The sequence below is a fragment of the Idiomarina loihiensis genome, assembly GCF_024584785.1.
Classification (GTDB): domain Bacteria; phylum Pseudomonadota; class Gammaproteobacteria; order Enterobacterales; family Alteromonadaceae; genus Pseudidiomarina; species Pseudidiomarina fusca.
Map to the genome: position 1 here is coordinate 2,131,994 of NZ_CP074112.1, position 20,334 is coordinate 2,152,327.

At 48.6% G+C, this 20,334-nt stretch carries 22 protein-coding genes; 17 read left to right on the forward strand and 5 right to left on the reverse strand.

The features are described 5' to 3' along the window. Positions 1 to 4: 4 nt before the first annotated feature. The 4 genes from glpE to ubiA are packed head-to-tail and all read left to right on the forward strand — an operon-like array spanning position 5 to position 2,663. Positions 5 to 328, forward strand: coding sequence for a thiosulfate sulfurtransferase GlpE (gene glpE, locus KGF88_RS10170; RefSeq protein ID WP_110076646.1), 324 nt, complete (start codon positions 5 to 7; stop codon positions 326 to 328). Further along, positions 329 to 1,168 (forward strand): rhomboid family intramembrane serine protease, encoded by an 840-nt coding sequence (locus KGF88_RS10175; protein WP_153827028.1) that lies wholly within the window; start codon positions 329 to 331, stop codon positions 1,166 to 1,168. 9 nt (positions 1,169 to 1,177) lie between these two features. After that, on the forward strand, positions 1,178 to 1,798 hold the full coding sequence (locus KGF88_RS10180) for a chorismate--pyruvate lyase family protein (RefSeq protein ID WP_110076648.1): 621 nt from the start codon (positions 1,178 to 1,180) through the stop codon (positions 1,796 to 1,798). Between the two features lies 1 nt (position 1,799). Beyond that, a complete protein-coding gene (gene ubiA / locus KGF88_RS10185) occupies positions 1,800 to 2,663 on the forward strand; it encodes a 4-hydroxybenzoate octaprenyltransferase (RefSeq protein ID WP_375152913.1) in 864 nt (287 codons plus the stop codon). A 59-nt stretch (positions 2,664 to 2,722) separates the two neighbouring features. Here the strand turns inward: ubiA and plsB are convergent, their stop codons facing one another. Then, complete coding sequence (gene plsB, locus KGF88_RS10190) at positions 2,723 to 5,185, reverse strand: glycerol-3-phosphate 1-O-acyltransferase PlsB (RefSeq protein WP_153827029.1); 2,463 nt, start codon at positions 5,183 to 5,185, stop codon at positions 2,723 to 2,725. A gap of 145 nt (positions 5,186 to 5,330) precedes the next feature. Here plsB and lexA point away from each other — a divergent pair, with 145 nt between their 5' ends. The 6 genes from lexA (at position 5,331) to KGF88_RS10220 (ending at position 10,883) form a co-directional block, all read left to right on the forward strand. Next, on the forward strand, positions 5,331 to 5,948 hold the full coding sequence (gene lexA / locus KGF88_RS10195) for a transcriptional repressor LexA (RefSeq protein WP_153827030.1): 618 nt from the start codon (positions 5,331 to 5,333) through the stop codon (positions 5,946 to 5,948). Then, positions 5,945 to 6,373, forward strand: coding sequence for a hypothetical protein (locus KGF88_RS10200; RefSeq protein ID WP_153827031.1), 429 nt, complete (start codon positions 5,945 to 5,947; stop codon positions 6,371 to 6,373). Before lexA ends, KGF88_RS10200 begins: the two co-directional genes overlap by 4 nt. Before the next feature lie 311 nt (positions 6,374 to 6,684). Then, positions 6,685 to 7,794 carry a cytochrome c oxidase subunit II gene (coxB, locus tag KGF88_RS10205; RefSeq protein ID WP_257119985.1) on the forward strand — a complete coding sequence of 370 codons (1,110 nt, stop codon included), beginning with the start codon at positions 6,685 to 6,687 and terminating at the stop codon, positions 7,792 to 7,794. A gap of 12 nt (positions 7,795 to 7,806) precedes the next feature. Then, positions 7,807 to 9,393 carry a cytochrome c oxidase subunit I gene (gene ctaD / locus KGF88_RS10210; protein ID WP_153827032.1) on the forward strand — a complete coding sequence of 529 codons (1,587 nt, stop codon included), beginning with the start codon at positions 7,807 to 7,809 and terminating at the stop codon, positions 9,391 to 9,393. Between the two features lie 2 nt (positions 9,394 to 9,395). Then, positions 9,396 to 9,992: a cytochrome c oxidase assembly protein gene (locus KGF88_RS10215; protein ID WP_110076654.1), complete on the forward strand. Its 597-nt coding sequence runs from the start codon at positions 9,396 to 9,398 to the stop codon at positions 9,990 to 9,992. A 9-nt stretch (positions 9,993 to 10,001) separates the two neighbouring features. Continuing rightward, positions 10,002 to 10,883: a cytochrome c oxidase subunit 3 gene (locus KGF88_RS10220; protein WP_153827033.1), complete on the forward strand. Its 882-nt coding sequence runs from the start codon at positions 10,002 to 10,004 to the stop codon at positions 10,881 to 10,883. Positions 10,884 to 10,910: 27 nt separating this feature from the next. Here the strand turns inward: KGF88_RS10220 and KGF88_RS10225 are convergent, their stop codons facing one another. Next, complete coding sequence (locus tag KGF88_RS10225) at positions 10,911 to 11,126, reverse strand: DUF2909 domain-containing protein (protein WP_110076656.1); 216 nt, start codon at positions 11,124 to 11,126, stop codon at positions 10,911 to 10,913. Positions 11,127 to 11,152: 26 nt separating this feature from the next. Between KGF88_RS10225 and KGF88_RS10230 the strand changes: the two genes are divergently transcribed. Genes KGF88_RS10230 through KGF88_RS10250 form a run of 5 tightly spaced genes read left to right on the forward strand, consistent with a single transcriptional unit; the run spans position 11,153 to position 15,033 of the window. Continuing rightward, positions 11,153 to 11,902, forward strand: coding sequence for an SURF1 family protein (locus KGF88_RS10230; RefSeq protein WP_153827034.1), 750 nt, complete (start codon positions 11,153 to 11,155; stop codon positions 11,900 to 11,902). Beyond that, the gene (locus KGF88_RS10235; RefSeq protein ID WP_153827035.1) at positions 11,899 to 12,441 is read left to right on the forward strand and encodes a hypothetical protein; all 543 of its coding nucleotides are present in this window, start codon (positions 11,899 to 11,901) and stop codon (positions 12,439 to 12,441) included. The genes KGF88_RS10230 and KGF88_RS10235 overlap by 4 nt, the downstream gene beginning before the upstream one ends. 4 nt (positions 12,442 to 12,445) lie before the next feature. Beyond that, positions 12,446 to 13,420, forward strand: coding sequence for a COX15/CtaA family protein (locus KGF88_RS10240; protein ID WP_153827036.1), 975 nt, complete (start codon positions 12,446 to 12,448; stop codon positions 13,418 to 13,420). A 29-nt stretch (positions 13,421 to 13,449) separates the two neighbouring features. Next, entirely contained in the window at positions 13,450 to 14,391 is a 942-nt protein-coding gene (gene cyoE / locus KGF88_RS10245) for a heme o synthase (protein ID WP_110076660.1), read from the forward strand. 24 nt (positions 14,392 to 14,415) lie between these two features. Beyond that, a complete protein-coding gene (locus KGF88_RS10250) occupies positions 14,416 to 15,033 on the forward strand; it encodes an SCO family protein (RefSeq protein ID WP_153827037.1) in 618 nt (205 codons plus the stop codon). 22 nt (positions 15,034 to 15,055) lie between these two features. On the opposite strand, the gene KGF88_RS10255 is transcribed toward KGF88_RS10250, so the two are convergent. Then, positions 15,056 to 16,123: a polysaccharide deacetylase family protein gene (locus KGF88_RS10255; RefSeq protein ID WP_162014604.1), complete on the reverse strand. Its 1,068-nt coding sequence runs from the start codon at positions 16,121 to 16,123 to the stop codon at positions 15,056 to 15,058. Between KGF88_RS10255 and KGF88_RS10260 the strand changes: the two genes are divergently transcribed. Next, on the forward strand, positions 16,107 to 17,465 hold the full coding sequence (locus KGF88_RS10260) for an MATE family efflux transporter (RefSeq protein ID WP_153827039.1): 1,359 nt from the start codon (positions 16,107 to 16,109) through the stop codon (positions 17,463 to 17,465). The genes KGF88_RS10255 and KGF88_RS10260 overlap by 17 nt on opposite strands. A gap of 376 nt (positions 17,466 to 17,841) precedes the next feature. Here KGF88_RS10260 and KGF88_RS10270 read toward each other — a convergent pair whose 3' ends face one another. Then, a complete protein-coding gene (locus tag KGF88_RS10270) occupies positions 17,842 to 19,032 on the reverse strand; it encodes an RNA-guided endonuclease InsQ/TnpB family protein (protein ID WP_257119925.1) in 1,191 nt (396 codons plus the stop codon). A 43-nt stretch (positions 19,033 to 19,075) separates the two neighbouring features. Here KGF88_RS10270 and tnpA point away from each other — a divergent pair, with 43 nt between their 5' ends. Continuing rightward, a complete protein-coding gene (gene tnpA / locus KGF88_RS10275) occupies positions 19,076 to 19,504 on the forward strand; it encodes an IS200/IS605 family transposase (protein WP_257119926.1) in 429 nt (142 codons plus the stop codon). A gap of 153 nt (positions 19,505 to 19,657) precedes the next feature. Here tnpA and nfuA read toward each other — a convergent pair whose 3' ends face one another. Next, positions 19,658 to 20,236 (reverse strand): Fe-S biogenesis protein NfuA, encoded by a 579-nt coding sequence (gene nfuA / locus KGF88_RS10280; RefSeq protein ID WP_110076761.1) that lies wholly within the window; start codon positions 20,234 to 20,236, stop codon positions 19,658 to 19,660. Between the last annotated feature and the right edge of the window lie 98 nt (positions 20,237 to 20,334).

Consider the following 20,334-nt stretch of genomic DNA (forward strand, 5'->3'; position numbering starts at 1 on the left):
TACTATGGCAGAATTTACGCGTATCAACTGTGCTACCGCGCACCAACTATGGCAGCAGGGCAACACGGCATTCGCCGATATTCGCGATGCGCGTTCATTCGCCATGGGCCATATCCCAGGGGCTGTGCATTTAACCGATGCCAGCCTCAATGAGTTTTTGCAGCAGTTAGATGACGAGCAACAGGTGGTCGTGGTTTGTTACCATGGTAACAGTAGTCAAGGTGCCGCCCAGTATTTGGCTGGCCAAGGCATTGAGCTCGTCAGTAGCCTTGATGGTGGCATGACGGCGTGGGGCCAACAATATCCTGAGGCTATGGAGCGCGGTTAAATGCAAAAGCTGATGAGTACTGAAGATGCTGAGTTAATGGCCAAAACCTACCGGTTCTTAAGCCAGCGCGGCGTTCCAGTCACCGTCAGCGAACATGGTAGCCAGTTAGAGTTATGGCTTACCGTGGCGAGTTACAGTGCGCATGCGAAGGCGCTGTTGCAAGAGCTCAAGCACCATCCCGAGTTACTCGATCAAGCCGAACCGGCGCACACGCCTGCGTCCGCAAGCAGTCATGCCACCCCTAGTTTGCTCAAGCAACTGTTGCAACAAAGTGGTTGGTTTACTGCGGGGTATGCACTGTTAGTAGTGCTGGTCTTTGCAGGGCTACAACTCGATGCGCTGCAAGAGCCGATATTATACGCCTTGCTCTATAATCCCGATTCGTTTGAGCAACTACCATGGGCTCAACCTTGGCGCTTGTTAACCCCGGCTTTGTTGCACTTTAGTGCCATGCATATTTTGTTTAATGTGTTTTGGTGGTGGTATTTAGGCGGCCGTTTTGAGCGCTATTATGGCTCAAAATGGCTGATTTTAACCTACGTTTGCGTAGCGCTGGTCTCTAACACTGCACAGTTTATGGTAAGTGGCCCGTATTTTGGCGGTTTATCGGGTGTGGTTTATGGTCTTTTTGGCCTAGCCGTGGTGGTTGCATGGAATCGTCCTCGCCACCCGCTCTTTCTACCCCGTGGATTAATCATCTTTATGTTGGCTTGGCTGCTGTTAGGCTACACCGACTTACTTTGGGTGAATGTTGCTAACACCGCCCACACCGCAGGTTTAGTCAGTGGCTTAGTGGTTGGTGCACTGATCCAGTGGCTAAGCCGTTTCAGCACCAAATAAGGTTTTAATATGGGGTTTTTACTTCCCAATGGGGTTAACTTTCCGGTGATTGGGGTGGCGCAACAAGCGAACTGGTGCAAGGCCGAGGCCCAACACCTAAGCCAGCATGCTGAGCTCGATAGTTGGTTACAAGACCCGCAATCCCTTACCGCCAAACTCAAACAGCATAGCAGTGATTTTCAGGTTATCGTTATCGGCCAGCAACCAGGTATCATTCGTGCCGATGAAGCCACTTGGCTGGGCACCCATCTAACCGGCGAACATGCGATTATCCGTGAGGTGCTGTTGTGCTGCGATGGCCAGCCTTGGGTGTTTGCGCGTAGTGTTTTTCCTGCCAGCGCCATGGATACCAAGCAGTTACAACTAGGCCAGCTTGGCGATAAACCCTTAGGGGCGCATCTGTTTGCCCAACCGGATCTGCAGCGCAGCGCGATTGAGGTCTGCTGCTTTGCCGATAACTCGGTAGTCAGTGACCTCAATCAACAACTCGGTTTTGCTCGCCAACAGTTATGGGGACGCCGCAGTTGCTTTACTGCAGCACAACAACAAGTGCTGGTAGCAGAAGTGTTTATTGGCGCTTCCATACCAGCTCAGTTGGCGTTATCTGCTAGTTCATCAAGGGGAAGTTAACATGACCAACATGCGTTCGTTGGCGCGGGCAAGCTGGCAGCTGATGCGTGCTGACCGCCCCATTGGCACCCTATTGTTAGGTTGGCCTACGTTAATCGCTTTGTTCATTGCTGGTAACGGAAACCCTCCGTTAAAAGTGGTGGTGTTATTTATGCTGGGTGTGTTTGTGATGCGTTCGGCTGGCTGTGTCATTAATGATTACGCTGATCGCCACATAGATGCTCATGTCACTCGTACTAAACAACGACCGCTAGCAACGGGGGCTATCAAGCCTTGGCAGGCGCTCGTTTTGTTTGTTGGCTTGTTACTCATTGCCCTACTGATAGTTTTGCAATTTAATTTAGCGACTATTTTACTAAGTATCGCTGCTGTTGCCGTAGCTACTCTCTATCCCTTCTGTAAACGTTTTACCCAGCTGCCCCAAGTAGTGCTGGGCATTGCCTTCAGTTTTGGCGTGCTGATGCCCTTTACCGCGTTGGAGCAAGGCTTACCCTTGGTGGCTTGGCTGCTGTTTTTCGCCAATATCGCTTGGACGGTTGCCTACGATACCGAGTACGCCATGGCGGACAGACCTGATGATTTAAAGATTGGGGTGAAATCTACAGCTATTTTGTTTGCTGGCTTTGATAAGCTGGCGATTTTTAGCCTGCAAGTGATTACCCTGCTGCTACTACTGTGGCTAGGCATTGAACTAGCTTATGGATTAGCCTATTGGCTGGGGTTAAGTATCGTGGCAATACTGTTTTTATGGCAGCAAAAGATGATTTGGTGGCGCGAGCCTGATGCCTGTTTTAAGGCCTTTTTACACAACAATCATGTAGGCTGGATCCTTACGCTGGCGGTCGCGCTCGAGTACTGGTTTTAAGTTTTTAGGTTCAAGCTAAGCTAGCGCAAGCCCGGTCTGCACCGAGCTTGCGCATTTTTTTACTCGCTGGTGGAGGTATCCGCCTGCATCAACAGTTGTTGCACCGATTGCCTAATGGTTTGCAGCACAGTAGGTTCTAACAACACATCGATTGCATCACTGAACAAGCCTACCCGCGCATCAGCCAACAACATGCCGTCGGTATTAACGCTGATGTAACCCTCACGCTTAATGGTCGCAACCAAGGTTGTCAGTACTTTTCGATCAAAGAACTCTGGCGCATTAACCCCATGAATGGCACTCAAACGTTCCGCCAGCGTCACTGCATGCTGCTCTAAATCGCTACGACTTATTGGCTGCGCTTGCTGTAATAGCTCCAACACAATAGCATAGCGCTGCAAGGTTTCACTGGCGCTGCGGGCCAAGAGTACCAATTGGAAATAACGCTGCGAATCACGTGCAGGTACGCCATAAACACAGTCTTGCTCGTTGGTTAACAAACCAATCTGTACGTAATGTTCTAATAATGCGGCTACCCAAAGCTCGATATCTTGTTCTGGATGACTCAAAAAGAGTTCATCGCGCAATAGGGGCTGCAGTTGTTTTATTAAGGCCTGCAAGCCCGCGATACCAAACTTTTTATGCCCCATCGCATAGGCGGCCACGATTGCAGGCACGATCACCATGTGGATGATATTATTACGGTAATAGGTCATGGCGATGGCCGTGGTACCGTCTAGCCGAATCAATTCCCCCATGGTATCGGCTTCTACCACAAACTTATCGTGTCGTTTCGCAAGTTCCCACAATTCAGCACCCGTTTGGTCTGGAATATAGGCATCCTTACTGTAAGGCACATGGCGCAAAATATCTGTGTATAAGTCCAGTTGGCCAATCAGTTCTTCACGAGTTAACGCATGGTGCTCAGAGCTGAGAATGGCTAGCGCCGACAAGTTAATGCTATTCAACGCCGCCGCATTATTGATTCGACACATGATTTCATCAGCCAACACATTTACGGTTGGGGTTAACCATTGGGGCCGCGATGGCTCCTCGGCACCCAACGTAATAGATTCACGCCAGTTCGGCTGCAATTTATCTAAGGTATCACCAAGGTTAATAGGGTCGCCAAAGGAGACATAGCCTTGGCCAAAATTACGTAAATGACGCAAACTACTCAGCACCTGCCATACGGATTCTTTCTCTTTGGACTTACCTTTAAGCTCTTTTAAGTAAGTACCCACTTCCATGACATGCTCGTATCCTAAGTACACAGGCACCAAGGATATCGGGCGCTGTTGCCCACGTAACATGCCTTGAATGGTCATCGCAACCATACCTGTTTTAGGGTGTAACAAACGTCCGGTTCTGCTGCGTCCACCCTCGGTAAAATATTCTACTGGGTAACCCTTTTGGAACAGGCGGTTTAAGTATTCACGAAACACCGTCGAGTAGAGTTTGTTGCCTTTGAAGCTACGGCGGATAAAAAAAGCACCGCCCCGACGGAAAATAGGACCCGCCGGGAAAAAGTCTAAGTTCACCCCCGCAGCAATGTGCGGCGGTACTAAACCTTCTTTATAAATAACATAACTTAACAGCAGATAATCCATGTGCGAGCGGTGACACGGCACATAGATCACCTCATGCCCGGCTTGCGCTAGCTCGCGAATACGCTCGCCGCCATCCACATGGATCCCGTTATAAATACGACTCCAACACCAGGTCATAAAGCGGTCTAAAAGACGCACTAAGGTATCGTTATAGTTAGCAGCTATTTCATGCAAGTATTTTTCAGCAGTCTTACGCGCTTGTGCTTCGGTTTGCTTTTTGCTCTTCGCCTCATCAGCGATGGCTTGGCGTAACGCTGGCGTATCCAGGAGGTCTTGAATCACCACCGCCCGTTCCGTCATCTTCGGCCCTGCAACTGCGTGGCGCATCCGGACAAAATGCACTCGTGCCACCCGCGCCAGCTTATGCGCTAGATGCTTGGTACTACCGCGCTGTTCGGCCATCTCTTGCAATTGCACCGGCCGACTGCCACGCACCAGAATATGCCGACCCGAGAACAGCACCAGCCAAAATTTACGCCAATGTCCTGGGTTATCCACATCTGCAATCATGGTGCGCCCCTGCCGTCGCTCCTGACCGGCTTGGCGCCCCCAAAATAAGCCCACTGGCACCAAGGAAACCGCCAAGCTTCGATCCTGTTGATGGGCATTAAGCAACTGTTCGAAATCTTTAATCGCCTGTTGGGCACTATGCTGGTCGGTCTGATCTAAATACATGACCCGCGCATACTCGTTACCGTTTAACAATAACGGCTGGGTAGGGTCAGGTAAGCCCGCTGCACGCAACGCTCGTTGGGCCACCAATAAGTCGGCATTGGACACACTGCGCATCACATACACCACGTGGTCGCTGCCCTTTAGCCCTTGTACCGACTCATCAACAATAATCTCAAAGCGTGTTAACCAACGCACTGGCCAGTGCAACAGGCTGCGCCAAAAGCCTTTTAGACTCATGAACCTTCCTCGACAAAATGAAACCCTTAAAGAATATCATTGTTGTTTGAATTTGTCTGATAGAAAAAAATTGCACAAAAAAGTTGCGATTCCAAAACACCTGTATATACTCACAGTATTACTGTATAGATAAACAGGTAAACATATGCGTCCATTAACCCCTCGTCAGCAGCAAATTCTGACTTTAATCAAAGACAATATCGATGCCACTGGTATGCCACCCACCCGTGCTGAGATAGCTGAGCGTTTAGGTTTTCGTTCCGCTAATTCAGCCGAGGAGCATTTAAAAGCACTAGCCAAAAAAGGCGTGATTAAGATGATGCCTGGCATGTCTCGAGGTATCCAGTTAATGGAGGCAGAAGACGAAGCTCCAAGCGGTTTACCACTGATTGGTCAAGTAGCCGCAGGTGAACCTATTTTGGCGCAGGAGCACGTTGAGAGTCACGTTCAGGTTGACCAAAACCTGTTTCACCCGGCGGCTGATTTCCTGTTACGCGTTAACGGTATGAGCATGAAAGATATCGGTATTCTCGATGGCGACTTACTAGCTGTTCACAAAACTCAAGAAGCTCGTAATGGCCAAATAGTGGTTGCTCGCGTTGAAGATGAGGTGACGGTAAAACGCTTTGAACGACGCGGCAATGTTATTTTCCTACATCCCGAAAACGATGAGTTCGCCCCGATTAAAGTCGATTTAACCTCACAGTTTTTCACGATTGAAGGGTTAGCTGTAGGCGTGATTCGCAATGGAGCATGGTTATGAGAAACAAATTTTATCACCACGATATGTTATCAGCAGTCCACGAAGTAACACCTGATACTTGGGCTAGTGAGCTTGAAACAACTGCAACAAGTTCATCCTTAGAGGCCTTGTTGCCGCGTTTACATGCCCTCTCATTGCGTTCTCACCAATGGGTGACCGTTATCGGTGCGACAAAAGATGTCGTAGAAAAATTGGTTGCAGCCGGGATCAGTCGTACCCGCATTCGATGGGTCTGCGGACGCAATCAAGACGAGCGCGAATGGGCAACTGAACAAGCCCTACTCGCAGGCACTAGCAGCATTGTTTTAAGCTGGTTAGGTGAATTAGCACCGCGTACTCAGCAACGTTTAAAAATGGCAAGTAAAGTTAGCCATACCCACAGTTTCATCTTTGATGAACAACCTTCACGTACCCCACTCCACTAAATCTGCCGTGAAGGATTTGATAGGGCTGCCGTGATGGCAGCCCTTTTTTTATCCTTAAATGAAAAAAATCTTAACTTTTGCGGTGGCAATTTGTGCAGAAGGTGGTATTTTGATCAGGCATTAACTGCTAACACAATAAATAAAAACAAATATTGATACACAACAACAAAGGGTTAGTGGGGAAAGCGATTTTCGAAGGAAATGCTGTTCCTTTTTCTACTCACCTCTTTGTTCTTCAGGCAAGCACTTCGGTGTAATCGCGGTTACCGCGTCGGAAGAATGAGAGGAGCTGTCGCGTGAGAACGAGACTCATCACTAGCTTACTTGCGAGCATTCCATTTGCTGCAAGCGCACAATCGTCGCAATTAAACTTAACTCAAGGCGTTACTGAGATAAGTAATCGCGTCTATGACTTACACATGACCATTTTTTATATCTGTTGTGTGATAGGTCTCTTAGTTTTTGGGGCCATGTTTTGGTCCATGATAGCCCACCGCAAAAAGCAGGGGGTTAAACCAGCCACTTTCCATGAAAACGTGAAAGTTGAGATTGCTTGGACGGTCATCCCCTTCTTAATTTTGATAGGTATGGCTATTCCAGCAACGTCAACACTCATTGCTATGGAAGACACCAGTGAATCTGACGTCACCGTGTTAGTTACTGGTTCGCAATGGAAGTGGCACTACAAATATTTTGACCACGACGTTGAGTTCTTCAGCCTCCTAGCTACTCAACAAGAGCAAATCAATAACCGCCTTGATAAAGGCGAGAATTACTTGCTTGAAGTTGACCGGCCATTAGTTATTCCTACAGGTAAAAAAGTCCGCTTTCTCATCACCTCAGATGACGTTATCCATTCTTGGTGGGTACCTGACTTTGCGGTGAAAAAGGACGCGAACCCCGGCTTTATTAATGAAGCTTGGACCAAAGTAGATGAACCCGGTATTTACCGTGGCCAATGTGCTGAGCTTTGCGGCAAAGACCATGGCTTCATGCCGGTGGTTGTTATTGCTAAGGAACCGGCCGAATACGATGCTTGGATTACCGAGCAGGAGCAAATCGCTAAGCAAGCCAAAGCTGAGGAACAACGCTTATTGGCCATGTCGATGACCGAAGCCGAGCTTATGCAACTTGGCGAAAGCGTGTACTTAGGTAACTGCGCTGCTTGTCACCAACCTAATGGCCAAGGTATTCCTGGGGTGTTCCCAAGCTTAGTCGGCACCGATATGGTACTCAACGATTTACCCGCACACATTGATATTGTGGTGAATGGTAAGAACGGCACCGCCATGCAAGCCTTTGGTAACCAGCTAAGCCTTCGTGAGTTGGCTGCGGTCATCACCTACGAGCGTAATGCTTGGGGCAACAGCACTGGCGATTTAGTACAAGCCGCCGATGTTAACGAATATAAGAATAATTAAGGAGACCCGGCTATGAGCACAGTTGTTGGCGAGATGGATCACCAAGATCATCACCACCACGCGCCGTCGGGAATTACCCGTTGGCTATTTACCACCAATCATAAAGACATAGGCTCTATGTATTTATGGTTCAGTTTTATTATGTTTTTAGTAGGCGGCTCGATGGCGATGGTTATTCGCGCCGAGTTATTCCAACCTGGATTGCAGTTAGTCGATCCGCACTTCTTTAATCAGATGACCACAGTACACGGCTTGACCATGGTATTTGGCGCGGTTATGCCGGCCTTTACCGGATTAGCAAACTGGATGATTCCGATGATGATTGGTGCGCCAGATATGGCGTTACCACGAATGAATAACTGGAGTTTCTGGATCCTACCCTTTGCGTTCGCTATTTTGCTAGCCTCGTTATTTATGGAAGGCGGCGGCCCTGCCTTTGGTTGGACCTTCTATGCTCCCCTTTCCACCACTTACAGTAGCGATTCAACGGCTTTGTTTGTGTTCTCTGTGCACATCATGGGTATTTCATCCATCATGGGCGCCATCAACGTGATAGTAACCATCATGAACATGCGTGCACCCGGGATGAATTACATGAAGATGCCGCTGTTTGTCTGGACTTGGCTCATCACTGCTTTCCTGTTGATAGCTGTGATGCCCGTGCTCGCAGGAGCGGTGACCATGGTGTTGACGGATAAATACTTTGGTACCAGCTTCTTTGACGCTGCCGGGGGCGGCGACCCGGTCATGTTCCAGCACATTTTCTGGTTCTTCGGGCATCCAGAAGTTTACATCATGATTTTACCGTCATTCGGTATTATTTCGGCGATTATCCCAGCATTTTCACGTAAGCCGCTGTTTGGTTACTCGTCCATGGTGTACGCCACCGGAGCTATCGCCATACTCAGTTTCTTGGTCTGGGCGCATCATATGTTCACCACCGGTATGCCGGTAGCAGCCGAAATGTTCTTTATGTATGCAACCATGCTGATCTCGGTGCCTACTGGGGTGAAAGTATTTAACTGGGTTGCCACCATGTGGCGCGGTTCGATCACTTTTGAAACCCCGATGTTATTTGCTTTAGCCTTTGTGATTCTGTTCACCATTGGCGGCTTCTCGGGCTTAATGCTGGCTATTACCCCGGTCGACTTTCAATACCACGACACTTATTTTGTAGTGGCTCACTTCCATTATGTTTTAGTGAGTGGTGCGATTTTCTCCATCATGGCAGCGGCTTACTATTGGCTACCTAAATGGACTGGCCACATGTACGACGAGAAGCTCGGGCGCTTGCATTTCTGGTGCTCGTTGATCTCAGTTAACGTGCTGTTCTTCCCCATGCACTTTGCTGGCTTGGCTGGTATGCCGCGGCGTATCCCTGACTACTCACTACAATTTGCTGATATTAACCAAATTGTCAGTATCGGTGGCTTTGCGTTTGGCCTCTCCCAGTTGATTTTCTTATGGGTGGTGATTAAGTGTGTTAAAGGTGGCGAGAAGGCCCCTGCCAAACCTTGGGAAGGAGCCGAAGGGTTGGAATGGACAGTGCCTTCACCAGCGCCTTATCACACCTTTGAGACCCCACCTGAGGTGAAGTAATCATGCAAAAACCCGAACCAACAGTCACCAAAGTACCCCGTGCAGACAATGCACGGGTAGTACGCAAACTGCTGTTTATTGTCGTAGGTATGTTTGGGTTTGGTTTTGCATTAGTGCCCCTGTACGACGTTTTTTGTGACATTACCGGTTTTAACGGTCGCACCAAGAACGAACAAGCAATGGCGAATACCCGCAGTGTGGACACCTCACGAACCGTGAATGTGCAATTTCTAACGCGGGTAAACAAAGGGATGCCATGGGGCTTTGAAGCCGAAGTGAAATCGGTACGGGTGCACCCTGGCGAAACCAAAGTGGTGAACTTTTTAGCGCATAACCTCACTGGTAATAATATGGTGGCGCAGGCGATTCCGTCAGTAGCCCCTGGTGAGGCCGGTTTGTACTTAAATAAAACCGAATGTTTTTGCTTTAACCAGCAGCCATTAGCTGCTGGTGCAGAAACCGTTATGCCGATGCAGTTTTACCTAGACCCTGATATTCCAGATCATATTCACACCTTAACTTTGTCATACACCATGTACGATATGACAGCCCATGCAACGCCTGATGTGCTGGCGAGCATTGAGCAACCAGCAGACTGAGGAAGAGTTATGGCAACACAACACGAAAAATATTATGTCCCAGCTTCCAGCCCTTGGCCTATCGTTGGCGCAATTGGGCTAGGATTAATAGCCTTTGGCGCTGGCCATACCGTCATCGATATGAAAAACGAAACGGTTGATGGCTGGGGTAGAAATGTACTTTGGGGCGGCATCGCCGTCATGCTAATCATGTTATTTGGTTGGTTCCGCGACCAAATTAACGAATCTATGGGCGGTTTATACAGTCCACAGCTGGGCCACTCCTACCGTCAAGGCATGAGCTGGTTTATCTTTTCTGAGATTATGTTCTTTGCGGCTTTCTTTGGTGCTCTTTTCTACGCGCGCGTCATTGCCGTGGAGTGGTTAGGCGGCGCCAGCAACAATGCCATGACCAACGAAGTGCTATGGCCTGGCTTTGAGGCTATGTGGCCGCTCACGGAAACTCCGGGGGGCACCACCACACAAGCTATGGGCTGGATGGGTTTACCTTTGTACAACACCATTATTTTGGTGATTTCTAGCTTTACCTGTCATTTTGCCCATGTTGGCTTAGAAAAGAATAACCGCAAGCAACTCACGTTGTTCTTGGGGATTACCATCGTCTTGGGCTGTATCTTCTTGTATTTACAAGGTGCCGAATATGTTCACGCCTACCGAGATCTTGGATTAACTTTATCCTCTGGAGTTTACGGAAATACCTTCTATATGCTGACGGGCTTCCACGGCATGCACGTTACTCTGGGTACCATCATGTTAATCGTGATGTTTTTCCGAGTTCTGAAAGGTCACTTTACCCCAGATAACCATTTTGCATTCCAAGCGACCAGTTGGTACTGGCACTTTGTGGATGTGGTCTGGGTGTGCTTGTTTATCTTTGTTTATGTCATTTAAAGCAAGTTACCGTACTGGGCCATGTGCCTAGTACGGTCTTGGGTTTGGTGCTAATACACCAGACCCCAGTAATACCACAATAATCACTAGGGCAATCGCCGAGAATAACACGCGACGCCCCAAATAGTGCGTCATTGGTGGTTTGGTAGGGTCGTTTCTGAGCATGGCTAACAAAGCCCGCATGAGGTTTACGACCATAAATAACATGAGTAGTACCAGAATGATTTTTGCAGCTATAACCATTATTTTTGCTCCAGTGGCGCACGCTTATGCGTAAGTCGATGTGGCTTGGCATGGGCTTAACTGTGCTAGCAATTGCACTTTTGGTCAAGCTAGGATTTTGGCAGCTGCAACGTGCCGCAGAAAAACAACAGCTGTTTGACCAATTTCAACAAGGTGAAGCTCAACAGCAAACTCCAGTGCCACTGCAATCTATCGCGCAACTTCAAGATTTCGCACAGTATCAACCCGTTACTATTAGTGGCCGCTTTTTGCCCGCGCCCATTTTGCTGTTGGATAATCAGGTATGGCAAGGTCAGGTGGGCTACCAAGTGATTGGCTTATTTGAACCTACTACCGCAGCTCGTTTGATCGGCGTTAGTGTAGGCTGGGTAGCGGCGGGCAGTGATCGCAGTCAACTACCAACATTGAGCTTACCAACCCAACCCATGAATATCAGCGGACTGGTTTATACGCCCAGCCTTGGCGGATTTCGTTTATCTGAGCAGGTGGTTACTGAGGCAGCAACAAACGCCGCTCAAACCGAGCTGATCCGTATTCAACGCTTCGACCCAACCGCACTGACAAACCTGCTCAGTCTCCCCTTAGCCGATCGGCAGCTATTATTAGCAGAAAGCGAAGCCTGGGGCTGGCCACGTGCTTGGCAACCTCAAGTAATGTCGCCCGCCAAACATCAAGCTTATGCATTGCAGTGGTTTTCACTAGCATTAGCTTGCTTGATTGTGTTTACTATAGCTGCACGTTCCAATAAAAAGAAAAATAATAAGGAATGCCCATGAGTACTGTTAAAAAATCCAGAGCCACCTTAATAGGCGTTGCACTTGCCTTTCTTATTCCGGTGATTGGCGCCAAATTGGTACTAGACCAAAACTGGTATCAAGGGGCGGTTACCAATAAAGGCACCATGCTAGTGCCGCCCATCGAACTGAACCAACTGAACCAGCGCTTGCCAGCAGGATGGCGGGTAGCCCTACGCACCGAGCAAGATTGCGGTGCCGGTTGCCAACAGGGTTTGTATGCCATTAATCAGCTCGATATCGCCTTGGGCAAAGAGACTGAACGAGTTACCCCAATCATGATCAGCGCCCAAGCGCCGAGCATCGATTTACAACAAACACCATTAGTGCAGGCTGTGGTCGACAGTCAGTTAGCGGCAGCTGTTGCCAGCATCCCAGATCAGCACTTGTTTATCATCGATCCCTTGGGAAATATCGTCCTTTATTACCCAACGCATGCCGATGAATCAGCCATGCGCACCGAGGCTAAGAACATCCTGGCCGATTTGCGTACCTTGTTAAAACTTTCAAAGATAGGGTGATAGCATGCGGGCCTTAGTTAAATTTAGCTTATTGCTGACCTTAGTGGTGATTGTACTAGGTGCCTACACGCGTCTTACTGATGCGGGTTTGGGCTGCCCTGATTGGCCTGGCTGTTACGGTGAATTAACGGTCCCCAAAAGTGCAGAGCAGGCTGCCATAGCCTTTCCTGATGCACCGTTAGAAACTCAAAAAGCTTGGAACGAAATGATTCACCGGTATGCCGCTGGCAGCTTGGGTTTATTTATTCTAGCAATAGCCATCAGTGCCTTGGTTCGCGTTCGTAAACATCCAGAACAACCGGTTAAACTGCCGTTGCTACTGCTCGCCCTGGTCATATTTCAGGCAGCACTGGGGATGTGGACAGTTACCATGAATTTGCAGCCGTTGATTGTTATGGGGCATTTATTAGGCGGCTTTAGCACCCTTAGCTTGCTCTATTTGTTGCACCTAAGGTTACAACGTATCCATATGCCTATGGGCGATGCTGGCATGCGCAAACTCGCCGGATTAGCCGCGTTAGCCTTGCTTGTGGTCATCGCCCAAATCGCACTTGGTGGCTGGGTTGCCGCTAACTATGCGGCACTCGCTTGTACCGACCTGCCGTTCTGCGAAGGCAACTGGACCGAGCGCTTAGACGTAGCCGGAGCTTTTAGTATTCCAGAAGCGCAAACCTATCAATATGGCGCTCATGACTATGCTGAACGCATGACCATGCATGTAGCTCACCGGCTTGGTGCCTATGTGACAACGGTAGTAGTGGCACTGCTGTTGTGGCTTGGTTTTGCTAAAGCCCAATCCAAAGTGATGCGACGTGCGCTAACCTGGGTGGCCGTTGCCTTAGTGGTGCAATTAGCACTAGGCTTTAGTAATGTTATTTTTATGCTACCGTTAAAGGTAGCCGTAGCGCATAACTTAGTAGGAGCCTTGTTGCTTCTTAGCTTAGTTGGGCTAAATTATAAAATTGCTCGCAACGCATAAAACAACAATAAGCGAGTAAGGAGAACCAGATGGCAGAACATGCAAGTATCAAAGGCGCCAGCCAAGACTTGGCAGCAACCTATAAAAAATCTAGCTCATGGCGTGATTACCTTACGTTAACCAAACCCAACGTAGTGCTCTTGCTGCTACTCACGGCCTTGGTAGGCATGGCCTTAGCCACACCAACTTGGGTTGCTTGGCAGGTGCTGGTGCCGGCACTGGTCGGTATTGGCTTAATGTCGGCTTCAGCGGCAGCGGTAAATCATTTGGTGGACCGTCACATCGATGCTCGGATGGCGCGTACGTTACGACGGCCACTACCCTCTGGCGCCCTATCCCCCAAACGCGTGCTAACCTTTGCTGCGGTGATTGGGGTGTTAGGATTTGTGGTGTTAGCCGTTTGGGTCAACATGCTCACCGCATGGCTGACGCTAGCTAGCTTAGTTGGTTACGCTTTTATCTATACCATGTATTTAAAACGGGCTACGCCACAAAACATCGTCATCGGCGGCCTTGCCGGAGCAGCGCCTCCGCTATTGGGCTGGACCGCAGTCACCAATGAGATCCATCCCTTTGCCATTTTGTTGGTGATGATTGTCTTTACCTGGACCCCACCGCATTTTTGGGCGTTAGCCGTGCATCGAGCCAAGGATTACGCCAAAGCTGAAATTCCGATGCTGCCTGTGACCCATGGTATTGAATTCACCAAAACCTGCATCCTGCTGTACACCATTTTATTAGGTGTGGTCTGCTTGTTACCCTATTTAGTAGGAATGTCTGGGGTGATTTACCTGATTGGCTCCACAGTCTTGAGTCTTTGGTTTTTGGTGTATGCGTGGAAACTCAAATTTGCTCCGCAACAGCATACTGCCTTTAGCATGTTTAAGTTTTCTATTTGGCATTTAATGATTTTGTTTGTGCTGTTGTTGGTAGACCACTACTTGGTATTACCTCCTATGAGTTCGTTTTAATTTTCAGCGATAGGACAAGATAAAATGCAAAGATTAGTGGCAACGGCAGTGGCTTTAGTAGCCTTGGTCGCGGGGTTGGTGATTTACAATAGTTTGCCACAAGCGCAACCCCAAGCCTTAGTGTACGAACCAGCACGACAACTACAGCCATTTACGCTACAGGGCAGCGATGGTAGTCAAGTAACGAACGAGCGTCTGCAAGGACAGTGGACGCTGTTGTTTACGGGCTACACTTTTTGTCCAGATATTTGCCCCACCACCATGGCTGACTTGCGCCAGATCATGCCTAGCCTGCAACAGCATACGGATACCCCGGTAAAGGTTTGGATGATTTCAGTGGACCCACAGCGCGACGATGTCGAACGCATTGCGGCTTATACGGAGTTTTTTGGCCCGGAGTTTTTTGGGGTTCGCGCTGAACATCCGCAACTGTATCCGTTTGTGAACAACCTTGGTTTGATGTATTCCATCCCCGATGAGGGTGCCATGGATTATCTGGTGAATCACAGTGCGGCTATTATTCTGGTGAATCCAGCCGGTCATTTACAGGCGATATTTAAAGCGGAGCACACCATGGGCGAGATACCCACGGTGAATATGCAGCAATTAGCCGCAGACTTTGCCATCATTGCTGATAATTAATACCTTTTGATGCTGGTTTTGCTTAATCAGGCCAGCGTCCATTTTTATCGGCCCGAGCAAAGGGCTGCGAATACCAGTAAAACCGCTGCGGCTGACTCTTACTAGCAACAGTACAATTCACCCGTGATCGTCCTATTGGTAACGGTTGGCTGAGTTCCACGGTAAAGGTGTTTCCCTGCCAACTAGGCCGCAAAGTCGAGCTACCCGCAAAACAATTCATTTGGGCCGGATTAAAATCATCGGTATGGTCTAAGGTCACACTAAAGCTTGGCGTGCTTTGGTCATGCTTTAATACCATAGAAGCCGGGGTGATCTGAGTTACCGGTAAGGCTAAACTATTGATTTTAGTTGCTAGAGTGCGCAAGTCCGCATACTGAGCAGAGGCAGGAAAACGTGGAATCGCAGCACTGTTGCTGAACCTGTTCCAAGCGCCTGAATGTTGGGCAAAGGCTACAAAGCCAGCTTCTTCGACAATAGCTTCAACGGCGGGGTCGTATTCACCATAAGGATAAGCAAGCAATTTGGGCTGTGCACCTAAGGCTTCATCGATCTCTTGCTGAGCGTCTAAGATATCTGCTCGAATACGCTGCTGCCATTGGCTTTCAGATTCATCGGTACGGCGCCAGGTAAGATGATCATGTGAGTTGGTGTGGTTTGCAATGGTAGCGCCGTATTGCTGTAGCTCCCGTAATTGTTGCCAATTCATGTATAAATTAGGAGCCTCGCGCATTAAGCGCGGGTTCACAAAAACAGTAAAAGGTACTTGGTATTTTTTAAACACCGGCAAGCCATTTTGGTAAACGTTCTTCCAGCCATCATCGATGGTCAACACTGCGAGTTTAGCCGTAGCAGGGGTTGGTTGCTGCAACAGCTGCAACGCATCAGTAATCGAGACGATGTCAAAATCATGCTCTTGTAACCACTCAATATGCTGAGCTAGTTCGTCCGCTGTTACTGAGGTTACCCGCGGTGTATCATCACCAATATGATGATACTGTAGCACCGCAATACTGGCGGACGATTTAGCCAGCACCGGCTCGCTGCAACCTAATAAGCCTAACCAACATAAACAGATGATTAACACACGCATAGATAAACTCCTCGGCATTGCATGGTTGAACAAGTATCGAGCTGATCATCGAGCGATTTTTGCGATTGCTCTACCCATGATCCTTTCAAATATTGCTGCGCCACTTTTAGGTTTAGTAGATACGGCCATTATCGGGCACTTAGACCACAATATCTACCTTGGTGCCGTTGCGTTGGGTGCGATGGTGGTCAGCTTTACTTACTTACTCGCTATTTTTTTGCGTATGAGCACCACCGCTGAAGCAGCTCACGCCTTTGGTGCTGGTGACGAACAAGCGATTCGCCAACTCCTTATTCATGCATTACTTATTTGTATAGGGCTGGGGGTTGTCTTACTTAGCGCTGCGCCTTGGTTGGTCAAGCTAGCTTGGTGGTTGATTCAGCCCAGTGCCGACTTAGCCGAGTTAGCTGGGCAGTATATTCAAATTCGGCTGCTAGCCGCACCTGCTGCACTGATTAATCTCGCAGTACTCGGGATACTGCTCGGGCAACAGCGCAGCAAACAAGCGATGAGTCTGATTATTTTAATGAACCTAGTTAACCTTGCGGCTGATGTGGTGCTGGTTATTGGTTTGCAGCTTAATGTCATCGGCGCTGCTTGGGCCAGTGTGATAGCAGAAAGCACGGTAGCTATGGTCGGTCTGGTGTGGCTACGCCAGTGGCTAATATTACCCAGCAAATGGCGGATCGAGCCCGCCAAGTTAAAGCAATTTGTGCACATGAATGGCGACATTTTTGTGCGCAGCTTACTGCTGCAGTTGTGTATGGCTACCATGACCGGCTATGCGGCTAAATTTGGCACTGTGGTGGTGGCCGCTAATGCCGTATTAATGCAGTTTTTAATGCTCATCTCGCTAGGCTTAGATGGTATTGCTTATGCCGTTGAAGCCCTAGTGGGAGCCGCCCGCGGCCGCAAGGATAGGCAGCAAATAAGGCATTGGATGAAACTCACCTTAACTTGGTCGGCACTGTTTGCCCTGGTTTATTGTTTGGCTTTTGCCCTGACCGGTAACTGGATTATCACCCAAATCACCCACCTACCCGATGTGATAACTACCGCACAAACCTATTTACCTTGGTTAATTGCGTTACCGCTACTGGCGCATTGGAGTTATTACTACGACGGGGTCTTTGTTGGGTTAGGGCTAACCCGTGGCATGCGCAACAGTATGGCTATCAGTGCGTTAGGGGTGTTTTTACCAGCGGTGCTAGTAAGCCAATGGCTCTTAGCAAAAAGTAACGCCAACCACGGACTGTGGTTGGCGTTATCCTTATTTCTATTAGCTCGTGGAATAACTCAAGCGTACTTATTGCACCGCTATAAAATCATCCATCAAGATTAACTGTGGTAACAAACCACCACCATCAGCATCTACTGCTACTGCGGTGTATACGCCACCACCTACTAAGCTCAGTGATACCGGACCAATAGCTGCGTCTTTGGTACCTGTTGGGTTAAGGTGACCACATAATCGCCCGGAGTTAAGGCTACATAGCCGGTTGATGCCAGGCTGGCAGAATCAAAAGGTACCGCAGTAAAGACTGGGTCTGCAGCGCTAATATCATCGCTTGCAGTAACGTAGATATCTACCGGACCAGCACTTGGTGAAGCATGTACGATTTGTACTTGAGCTGCAGTCGCAATGCTGCGTGCTAAATCGTCAAGTGACTGCTCCCCGCCCTAAGCGCTAAAGCGCCACGGGCGAGGCTTCCAACTTCTCAGGCAGCAACTGGTACGTGACCAGATTGACGCTTGCCTCCATTGGCAGAAACCGACAGTCCTGCGGCCTTTAATTTTAAAATACCTTGCGCCTTGATATTTAAGGCTGCATTGATGTCCCGATCACGCTGTGTTGAGCAGGATGGACACTGCCAGTCACGCACGTTCAGTGACAAGTATTCCAGCTTGTGTCCACAGCAAGAGCAGGTTTTTGAGCTGGCAAACCATTGATCAATTTTAACCAGATGCTTGCCTTGCTCTTTGGCCTTGTATTCCAGCTTTTGGAGCAAGCCTGACCAACTCGCATCGGCAATGTGCTTGGACAATTTCCTGTTCTTCAGCATGTTTTTGACTTTCAGTGTCTCGACAATTACCGCTTGGTTTTCGTCAATAACGTGTCGAGACAGCTTGTGCTGAAAATCAGCACGAGCATTCGCCAGGCGCTGATGCGCCTTAGCGAGTTTAAGTCGGGCTTTTGCACGACCTTTGCTGCCTTTTTTGCAGCGTAATAAGGCTTTTTGTTTACGGCGCAGATTGGCACTGGCTTTCTTCAAAAAGCGTGGATTCGGTTTTTTCGTGCCGTTTGAATCTATGGCAATATGTGTTAAACCCATATCCAATCCGAGAACTTGAACAGCATTCAGGCTTTGAATGGGCGCAGGAGCTTCTTGCCCATCTTCATGCAGTAGCGAGGCATAGTATTTACCTGTCACGGTGCGGGACAGGGTGATGCTTTTCAGTTTTCCTTCAACCTTGCGATGAATACGCGCTTTAATGGGCTGCTTTAACTTCGGCACTTTAATCCAGTCATCACCACAATCAACGCTCATGCAATGATAGCTGGACTGCCTGCCGTGCTTGCGCTTGAACTTGGGATAACGAGAAGGCAGTTTGGGATCAAAGAAATGTTGAAAGGCTTTATCCAGATTGATACATGCCTGCTGGAGTGCAATCGAATCAAAATCTTTGAGCCAGTGATACTTGCGAGATTTCTTCGCAACAGCCAACAGCGGCTTGAGGTCTTTTTTGGCCTTCAATTTCAGACCGTGACGCTTGTACTGGCTGCTAATGATGTGCAAAGCCTTGTTATACGCAAAGCGCACAGCACCGAACTGGCGGTTTAAAAATTCCGCCTGCTCAGGTGTGGGATAAATGCGTACTTTCGTGGCCTTTAACATTTCAGCGCTCATTGATATAATTCATTCATTATAAGCTATTAAGGTCATATTTCAAGTGAGTGTGCATCATAAAGAATTGCTATCAGATTACCTTAGAAAACGTCACAGCGTCACCAAGCTGGTTGTTCATCTGGTCTTTACCACCAAGTACCGACGAAAACTGTTCGATGGCTTTATGATTGAGCAGCTGCGTGAAGCATTTGAGTCTGCTTGCGAGAAACTGGAATGTAACCTGCTGGAAATGGACGGTGAAGAAGATCATGTTCATCTGTTGATGGCCTACCCACCGAAACTGGCGATCAGCGTTATGGTGAACAACCTGAAATCGGTTTCATCTCGCCGGATACGTAGACTCAATACCCACGTACCCCGGCAAAGCAAGAGCGCAGCGCTCTGGTCGCGCTCCTATTTTGCCTGTAGCGCAGGTGGTGCAACGATTGAAACGCTGAAAGAATATGTACAAAGTCAGGCCACACCTGACTAGAAACGCTTCGCGTTTCCCGCTTATATCCCCGCCCGATTGGGCGAGGGTTTACGCGGGTTTTGCTAATTACGCAGGAAATTTCAGGATAGGATCACATTTCTTTCATCTAATTGTTCAAAAAGAACGCAAAGATAAGGTAAAGACCCGTTTTTCTTAGTAGTACGAGTGTTCACCCGCTTGGTGCTCGGTCGCATCTTTCACGCCGGTAAGTTCACCAGGAAAACGTTGCAGCAGTTCTTTTTCAATGCCTTCTTTTAAAGTGACATCAACCATACTGCAGCCATTGCAACCGCCGCCAAACTGCAACACGGCAATGCCGTCGTCGGTTATTTGGCTGACTGCCACTTTACCGCCATGGTTAGCCAACTGTGGGTTAACTTCAGATTGAATCACATACTCAACGCGCTCAATCAGAGGCGCATCGTCAGAAACTTTCTTGGCTTTCGCATTCGGTGCTTTTAGGGTCAGTTGCGAGCCTAAATCTTGCTCTTCAAAATCAATCACGGCATCGGTTAAGAAAGGCGCACTACCTGAGTCAACCACCGCATCAAAACCGCTAAATGGTAATACTTCGTCGTCAGCTTCTACCGAGTCTGGTGGGCAATAAGATACGCCACATTCTGCTGAAGGCGTGCCCGGGTTAACAACAAATACGCGGATATTGGTGTTATCCGGTTGCTCAGCAAGCAGTTTACGAAAATGAGCTTGTGCGCTTTCGGTAATACGAATCATGGGCAAATCACCTCAATACTTTTGAATTACTCGTCGTTGGTAGGTAGCTATAAGCTAGTCGCTACCAAGCTATACTTGACTAAATTAGTAGGGTATAT